At 43.1% G+C, this 9580-nt stretch carries 3 protein-coding genes; 2 read left to right on the top strand and 1 reads right to left on the bottom strand.

Features of this window, described 5'->3' with window-relative positions; all coding sequences use genetic code 11:
- The first annotated feature begins 33 nt into the window (after positions 1 to 33).
- Complete coding sequence (locus VGA95_09655; protein HEX9666804.1) at positions 34 to 1227, top strand: sigma-70 family RNA polymerase sigma factor; 1194 nt, start codon at positions 34 to 36, stop codon at positions 1225 to 1227.
- An 82-nt stretch (positions 1228 to 1309) separates the two neighbouring features.
- On the opposite strand, the gene mtgA is transcribed toward VGA95_09655, so the two are convergent.
- Entirely contained in the window at positions 1310 to 2008 is a 699-nt protein-coding gene (mtgA, locus tag VGA95_09660) for a monofunctional biosynthetic peptidoglycan transglycosylase (protein ID HEX9666805.1), read from the bottom strand.
- Between the two features lie 539 nt (positions 2009 to 2547).
- Here mtgA and VGA95_09665 point away from each other — a divergent pair.
- Positions 2548 to 9580: beta-propeller fold lactonase family protein (locus VGA95_09665; GenBank protein HEX9666806.1), on the top strand; the 7033-nt coding region annotated here is incomplete at its 3' end.

Here is a 9580-nt window from a genome sequence, read left to right on the forward strand (position 1 = left end):
TTCATTACAAATGTAGGTTAGGGGGACAGTAAAATGTTACGAGATACTAAATTAGGGGAAATTTTCGATGAAATTGCCAAGATCCAGTTTGATTCATTTGATGAAGAATTTTCATCCTTCGAATCCGATGTAGATATCAAGAGTGAGTCTGAGATCGATTTTGAAACGTTTGATAGGATGGAAAGAACAGAGAAAGGAGATGGATTCGCAAATAATGATCTCAGACTTATAAATGCGTATTTTAAAGAAGTTGGCACAGTGCCCCTGCTCAGCCATAAAAAGGAGCTTGAAGTCGCCGCTAAGATCAAGAAATGTGAAGAGATGGCTGAAGGGGTCAAACGTCTGATACGGAAAGAATATGGCAGAAACATTGATGCCGCGAGAATTCCTCAGGAATCAATGTCTTTTTCTGGTACCGGCTCAAGCCACTCTGAAGGTTACCCTTGTTCAAAAAAGCTCGTGAGATTATTTAAGCTGTTGGAGGTTTTTTCAAAAAAAGCCATTCAATACAGAAATGGATTTATTAATGCAAACCTGAGGCTTGTAGCAAGTATTGCAAAGAAATACGAAGGGCGGGGTGTTCCATTTCTTGATTTGCTTCAAGAGGGAAACCTCGGCCTTATAACCGCGGTTATGAAATTTGATTATAAGAAGGGCTACAGGTTTTCCACTTATGCGTGTTGGTGGATAACACAGGCCATGACCAGAGCTATCTACTGTCAGACACGAACGGTGAAGATACCTGCCTATGTATTAGAAAAATCCGGAAGGATTAGAGAAGCGCGAGCTCGACTTGAGAAGAGAATTGGAAGGAGGCCAATTGCTGAAGATATTGCAAGAGAAGTAGATATGTCCGTGAAGGCTGTAAGCAGAGCACTGAAGGCAAGTGAAAACGTGCTTTGCCTTGATTCACCTGTTATAGGGCGTGAAGGCACGACATTCATGGATATTTTTAAAGATCAAGAATTCCGTCCCCCTGATTCTCTGATTGCTAAAGCTCTGGTCCCAAAGAGTGTTGACGATGCGCTTAAGGTGCTCGATAGCAGAGAAAGGGAGATTATCAAGATGAGGTTTGGGATAGGTTTTGACACTAATTATACATTGGAGAAAATAGGAATAAGACTAAACTTAACAAAAGAACGGGTAAGGCAAATTGAGAGACATGCGCTCAGAAGGCTTAGAAGGTCAAAATCGGCCAACACGCTAAGGAGTTTGATTGAAGCCTGAGAGATGGTGTTTGTTACAATATTTGCCTGAGATTCTCTATAACGGAATTCATGACGCAATGCCTTGTGAGGCAGAGTATAAATTACGGATCCTTGGTAAGTATATTGAGATTTCCGATGTTATCCATCTGATCCCTTATCCATTGTCGCCTGTTGTTCACATACGAAGAGGGACTAACAGGAGACATTCTGCGCGGGCTTGGCAGGATAGCGGCTAATAGTGCCGCTTCATCTTTTGTGAGTTTGGCAGATGGCTTGTCAAAGTAAACCCGTGATGCCCTTTCGGCCCCATATATACCTTTTCCCATCTCAACTACGTTGAGATACACCTCAAGTATTCGTTTCTTACTCCAGAATGTCTCAATCAAGACCGTGAAATAGGCTTCTGCCCCCTTTCGAAGCCAGGAACGTTCTGGCCAGAGGAATACATTTTTTGCTACCTGTTGAGTTATCGTGCTGGCGCCTTTAACCCTATCATCGCTTATGTTATTGATTGCCGCCCCCCTGATGGCATTGAAATCAAAACCGTGGTGTTCGAAAAATTTCTGATCTTCAGAAGCTACTACTGCCAGCGCCATGTTGTCTGAAATTGAATCATAGTCCTTCCAGGTCTTAAGGATTCTTCTACTTTGACCGTCGCTTTCAAGATACCGTATCACCATTAAAGGCGTGATGGGTGGGTTTACATACCTGTAAAGAAGAACCCAAGAGGTCGTGATGATGAGGAGAAGTAGAATGATTTTCAATATGAATCGAGAAATATTCTTGACGAGCTTTTTCATGGAAATAAAAACTTTGAGTTTATTTTACTCTGAGTCTGAGAATTAAAATAACCAGTTCAGCTAGGTTTTGGAAGCAACTTTCGTTTTATAATTTTAACTAGCAACTTCCCTTTAGCTTGTTGCAGGGTTACCGATGAGTCATTGCAAAGGACTGAAAGGACCGAAGCAATCTCTCTCTTTTTGGATCGCCACAAGTCTATGCCCTTCGAGAAGACAAATGAGAAACAACATAGAAATGTATTTTCCCTTTTCATCAGCACATAAATAAACATTCTCTTCAGTCGCCGCGAGGGCTACTGAGAGAAATCGAATGGGACGAAGGAATCTCAAAAAAAGAAGATGTTGCAGGGAGTTTGCACTTAGCGTTAGCTCCCGGGTATCGTAGAACGAATATGGGGTCACGGCACTAAACTAGACATTTTTTGAAATTTGTAATTTTCAACCCTCCTTTCAAATATGGGTCTATACTTAGGTTAAACATCTATTGGTTTATAGACTCAAAATATTTAAGTAGAAAGATGTGGAGATAAATTTTTAGAATGAAAAGCCTTTCAAAGTATAGTTTGTTACTATTAATTTTTTCTGTTTTTTTCAAGCCCGACGATTTAATTGCAATTGGAGAAAACTATGACGAACTGGGGTTTAAAAAGAATAAAACCTATGTGAAATTTTCTCCCGAGGAATACGTAAATATTTTTTCTGGAAACCTATTACTAACACATACCGATGTCATTTTACCCGGCAATGGCGGCTTTGATCTTAAAATTCAACGAACTTACAATAGTAAGTTATACGCAGATTTCACCAATATAGATAATCCTACAATTGCTGGCTTAACATTAGGCAGCTTGGGTTTAGGCTGGGACATGCATTTTGGAAGGATCAGCGATTATGGATTGACTGTTGTTAATGATCCAAATGAATTTTTTCTACAGATGCCAGATGGTTCTATTCACCCCATATACAACAATGACCACCCAAATATAAATTCACATGTTAACAGCACCTATATAACTGAGGATTTTTGGAAGATAGATTATGATCAGGCTAATGATCGGTATGTCATGACCCTAACCGATGGGACTGAATATACATTTAGCCGGCGTGTCACCAATGGCTTTTCATATAGTTTCCTATATGTAACTTCGATAAGAGACAAGAATGGCAACGAGATAACAATTGAATACTACGATTGCTGTAATATGAGTAATAATGATCCTGACACCGGTATCATCAGTACATGTCCTGATACAAATCTCGCTTCTAAGACACGACATATTAAAACAGTGACTGATAGTGTGGGAAGAGTAATCGATTTCGCCATGCTCAATAGCTCATGTCGGGGCAATGCAATCAGTTCGATTGACGCGAATGGAAATGTTTATAATTATCATTATTTTCCCGGAGATGATAGTCCATCTACTACCTGGTTACATTGGGATGGAGGATCAGGACGTCTTTTGATGGAGGTCCAGCCTCCAATAGGACCAAGCTGGCAATATTTCTACGATGTTGATCCAAACGACAGCGAACCTGATGGTGAGTTGATTTCAGTTACATATCCCTCAGGAGGTGTTGCCCAATATGATTATGAAACTATTGTATTGGACCTTTTAAATTCTCCAAGCGCAACTTCGCCGGTCCAGTTTCGGATGATAACGTCCAGAACTACATCCGGACGAAATATAACCTCCGGGACATGGGTGTTTGATTATGATCCGCTAAACCTTCAAGACATCACTACCGTTACTGATTCCTGTGGCAATAAAGAAGTTTATAAGTTTTTTGGCTTGAGAACGGGTTCGTTTAATGGTGGGTGGAGCATAGGTTTGCTCAATAATAAGGAAGTAAGGGATAGCGTTAATCTTATCTTCCAGACTGATAATAATATGTGGACTTCATATCGAATCTCTAATGATGGGATTGATCCGATTGCCTCGACAACGGGGATATTTTTACCACTTTTAGATGGAGAGACTATAACTAGGGATGGTGTCGATTACCTTACCGATTTTACCTACAACAGATTTTATGACTCGCCAACTCAAATTGCGGAAACGGGTGAAATTTCAAGAACCACAGACATTACATATTTTGAAGATCTTGCCGCCGGAAACTATATAATCGGTAAGCCTCTAATAACGACCTTTACATTCGGTACTGAATCAAAAACGATTTCCAACACTTACGATATTAGTGGGAACCTGCTTTCTGAAGATAACTTTGGAGTCATTACCGAATTCTCCTATCATCCGGATGGAAATCTAGAATGGCAGCGAAACGCAAGAGGGTTCTATTCAAATTTTGATCAATACAGTTTTGGGGTTGCCGGACGAATAAGATTGGGTTCGTCTGACGATCTGGCAACCGATCCGGCAATAATTGAGTCAAGAACGATCAATTGGGAAGGAACGATTTCGAGCTTTACTAACGGGAGGGGGCATACCACTTCGTATACTTATGATGGTTTAAACAGATTAACTTCTATGACGCCTCCTCCAAGTGGCGAGGCGCAAACAACGATTGAATACGACAACCTCAGCGCTCAGTCGATGATAATTCGAAAAATCGATTCGTTTGTTCAACACTTTCTCGATGGTTTTGGCAGGCCAATCGGTGCCCTGTCTACAACCGGTGTACAAACTGAAATCGATTATGATGCGTGCGGCCGCAAGGTATATGAGTCACTTCCTTTTGACCTGGTAACTCCCAATGTTGGAGAAAGCTTTACCTACGATCCCCTTGGCAGGATGAAAAGCATGACACATCCGGATAGTACAAAAATAGATTTGTCCTATTCGGAAAATTCAGTAACCGTCAAGAATGAACGAAACATAAATACGACTTTAAATTATGCCTCCTTCGGTGATCCCGATGAAAAAAGACTGAGCAGTGTATTAGATGCGAACAATAATACGACCTCTTATGAATACGATCTTCTGGGAAATATCACGAGGGTGGATTCACCTCAAGGCAACGATCGAGTCTTTACATCTAATTCCAAGAACTTCCTCATTTCTGAGAGCCATCCTGAGAGCGGAACAACTATGTTTGGCCATGACGAGATTGGAAATGTTACATCTAAAACAAATGCCGATGGCAAAGCTATCGGCTTTGAATATGATCGTCTTAATCGTTTGACGTTAGTTGACCACCCTACCGGGGAAGATGATGTTATTCTTGACTATGATGATGCAAGCAACAGGACACTTATGGAAAGCGGCTCTGCCAGTTACTCATACGCCTTCCAGTATGACCAGTCAAACAGGCTAACAAGACAGGATGTCAATATCGGAGGCGTAAGCTATAGTGTTGACTTTATATACGACGGGAAAAATAATCTTATCCTGTCGATATACCCTTCAGGCGAGGTTGTAGATTACAACTACGATGCGGATGGCAGGATACTCCATATCCCACCGGTAGCCGGCAATTTTGCGTACCATGCTTCCGGGGCCCCAGTTCACTTCGATAATGAAATCGGCGTTTCCTCGGATTTCACATATGACAATCGCAGCCGTCTAAAGACCCTACAAGTATCACGAACATTCCCATATCTACTGGTGAGTAAAGAGGGTTTGGGAGGTGGTACGGTAACAAGTAATCCCCTTGGAATAGACTGCGGCAGTGATTGTGCATTCCTCTCGGGTGCTGAAGGAACGGAAATAACACTTACAGCAACGCCTGATCCGGATTCAAATTTTGTTAGCTGGGGAGGGGACCCCGATTGTACCGATGGTATGGTAACGATGATGGGTACAAAGGTGTGTATGGCGACATTTGCATTAAAAGCTAGCCAGGAAACACTTACGATCACAAAGGATGGAAGTGGAACAGGTACAGTAACAAGCAGCCCTCCCGGAATAGATTGCGGCAGTGATTGTACTGAGAATTATGACGTGAATACCGAGGTTACTCTAACAGCAACTCCAGACGCAGGTTTTAGCTTTAATGGATGGAGCGGGGATCCGGATTGTTCAGATGGCATGGTTACGATGGATGCGAGTAAGACCTGTAATGCTACATTTGGGCTGCAGCAGTTTACACTTGATGTTGTAAATCTTAGCGACGGTTTTGGAAGCGGAACAATTACAAGTAACCCCTCTGGTATTTCATGCGGCGGCGATTGTTCGGAGGCCTATGGTGAGAATACGCAGGTAACTCTGACACCCATGCCCGACCCGGGATCGCAATTTGGAAGCTGGAGCGGTGTTGCGGATTGTTTGGACGGTATGGTCACTATGGATTCGGATAAATCATGCGGTGCAACATTCGTTAAATTTTTTACGCTGACCATACAAAAGAATGGAACTGGTTCAGGAACGATAACCAGTAATCCTTCTGGCATAGATTGCGGACTAGATTGTTCTGAATCATATGGGGCAAATTCCATTGTAAGCTTTAATATAACACCTGATCCCGGATCTACATTTGTTGGTTGGAGTGGACCTTCAGGATGCCCAACGTCTCCAACATCCAGTGTATTGATGGTTTCGGATTTAGCATGTACAGCAACATTTGACTTATTGCCCTCAAATCAGTTTTCGCTTAATGTGACCAAAGTGGGTGCCGGAAGAGTTACAAGTAGTCCACTTGGTATCAATTGCGGAGGTGATTGTACAGAGATATATGATGAAGGCACAAGTGTGACGCTCACGCCAAACGCAGATGCCGGTTGGGTCTTTGCAGGCTGGAGCGGCGACCCCGATTGCTCAGACGGTAATGTATTGATGGACGTAAACAAGACCTGCAATGCTACTTTTGACACATCCTCCCAGCAGTTTACTCTGACGGTAGATATATTTGGGTTTGGACGGGTAATTGCTTTTAATGGGGCTTTACCAGCCGGGATAGATTGCAGGAAGGTAGGAATTCTTGGGCCAGTTTCAGGTAGTGATTGTTCCGAGACTCTCCCTGTGAGTACTGATCTGAGCCTGGAAATCAATACGCTCTCTACATGCCCTCCTGGATTCATGCAGTTCTGCACTAATCCTGAGGTTGATTACAACTCAACATTCATCAAGTGGGCCGGTGATCCGGATTGCTTAGATGGAGAAGTTGAATTGGATTCAAATAAAACCTGTATCGGAGTTTTTACACCATACTTACTGACCCTATCAAAATCAGGTTCTGGTACTGTTGCTAGATCCCCTGCAGGAAATACATGTACTACATTTGCAGATTGCGATAGATATTATGAGCCGGGCACAATCGTAGATCTAACAGCTATTCCAAATGCTGGTAATTTCTTTTCGGGGTGGACAGGTGATGCTGACTGCTCAGACAGTGGCTTGATCATGGATGAGAAAAAAAGCTGTACAGCCAATTTTGGTGTCCTACCGCCTAATAGCTTTGCACTAACTGTTCTTAAATCTGGAGGGGGGAAGGGTACTGTAACAAGTTTAGATACTGGAATTGATTGTGGACCTGATTTTCATGAAGTTTACTCTGAAAATACGATGGTTACTCTCACACCCAATGCGGATCCTGGCTCAGTTTTTGTGGGTTGGAGTGGAGGGACGGACTGCTCGGGGAGTGTCGTGAGGATGGATGCAAGCAAGATCTGTACTGCTGAATTTGATCTATTATTCGATTTAACGCAACCAGCCGTTTACGTTGCAAACAATGCTGCAGATACCTTGTCTGTTATAGATTCTCTCACCCAAACGGAGGTTGCCAGTGTTCCTGGCGTGGGCGACGGACCTAATGGAATCGCCGTAAGTCCAGATGGCACAAGGGTTTATATAACAAACTTCAGCGACGATACAATATCTGTACTGAATACTGAGAATTTAAAACTTGTGGACACTTTTGCGAGTGGTGACGGACCACATTTTCCAGCTATTAGCTCAGATGGCACACGACTCTATGTTCCAAACCGAAACGCAAATAGTGTATCGATAATAGAAACATCTAATAATACGCTGGTGGATACTTTGACTGTAGGTAATTTTCCGTTTGGTGTAGCTATTGACCCTCTAGGTACATACGTATACGTTTCTAATACTTCAAGCGATAATGTATCTGTCATAGATTCGTCGACCAATTCTGTTATTGCAACTATTATCGTGGGAGATGGACCACGCCAAATTGCGGTGAGTCCGGACGGAACCCGAGCTTATGTCGCAAACTGGGGCAGCGATACAGTCTCAATTATAGATACGATTAGCCATACCGTAGTAGATACTGTGAATGTGGGGAACGGTCCTTACGGTGTAGCCTTTAGCCCAGATGGCGCAAACGTATATATAACCCACGATCTTGACGTTTTCGTGTTAGTTATAGAAACGGTCAGTAATACCGTAGTGGATACAATTAGCGTCAGTTCATCCCTAGGAGTAGCTGTCAGTGATGATGGCACAAATTTATATGTCACCAACGATCTTGACGATACCGTCACGGTTGTAGAGACACTAAGTAATACTATCGTACAAACGGTGGGAGTAGGAGATAAACCTACGGGCGTTGCGTTTAGACCCGGAAATGATCCTTCTCCACCACAACAGCACACGCTTTCTGTCACGAAAAACGGATCTGGTACCGGAACGGTTACAAGCAACCCAGTCGGTATAGACTGCGGGGTTGATTGCACAGAGGATTATGATGAAGACACGTTTGTTACGCTTACTGCAACCCCAGATCCGGGATCAATTTTTGCGGGTTGGACGGGAGATCCTGACTGCACAAATGGCGTAGTTAGACTGACCGCAGGTAAGAACTGTATAGCTAATTTTAATGTACCTCAGTTTACTCTATCAATTAATAAAACTGGAACGGGAAGCGGTACCGTTGGCAGCAGCCCAGTGGGAATAGACTGTGGCGCTGATTGTGCTGAGGATTACGATGGTGGAACAACAGTGAATCTTACAGCGACTCCAGATCTAGGATCAATTTTTGCCGGTTGGAGTGGGGATGCCGGTTGTGCAAACATGGTTACAATGGATACAGACAAGAACTGCACCGCTACCTTTGATATCGAGACATTTACTTTAACAGTAAATAAAACTGGAACGGGAAGCGTTACTCTAACAAGCAGCCCAGCGGGAATAGACTGCGGAGCTGACTGTACTGAGGATTACGTTGGGGGTACAAATGTAACAATTACGGCAACGCCTGACCCAGGGTCCACATTCGACGGCTGGAGCGGAGATTGTGATGTTAATGGAATGGTTACGATGGATGCAGCCAAGAGCTGTACCGCAACTTTTAGTACTTCTTCACAGCTGTTTACCCTCTCTGTGAGCAAATTTGGAACCGGTACGGGAACTGTTACTAGCAGTCCCGCTGGGATTGATTGTGGAATAGATTGCACGGAGGACTATGCAATAAATTCTCAAGTCACGCTTACACCGACTCCTGATGCTGCATCAGTTTTAATTGGTTGGAGTGGCGGAACGGATTGCTCGGATGGTTTCGTTTTAATGGACGCAGCTGAGTCTTGCATTGCCATCTTTGATCAAGCTTGTGACTGTAGTGCTCCTAATGCTATTCTTGGAACTAGTGGAAAAGATACCCTTAGGGGATCAAGAAATGACGATATCATCTGTGGTTTTGACGGTGATGATACTGTAC

Source organism: Thermodesulfobacteriota bacterium, assembly GCA_036397855.1.
GTDB lineage: Bacteria > Desulfobacterota_D > UBA1144 > Nemesobacterales > CSP1-2 > DASWID01.

Coding starts and splice junctions, on each gene's coding strand:
- mtgA (HEX9666805.1), bottom strand. CDS start 2,008: ATGAAAAAGCTCGTCAAGAATATTTCTCGATTCATATTGAAAATCATT.
- VGA95_09655 (HEX9666804.1), top strand. CDS start 34: ATGTTACGAGATACTAAATTAGGGGAAATTTTCGATGAAATTGCCAAG.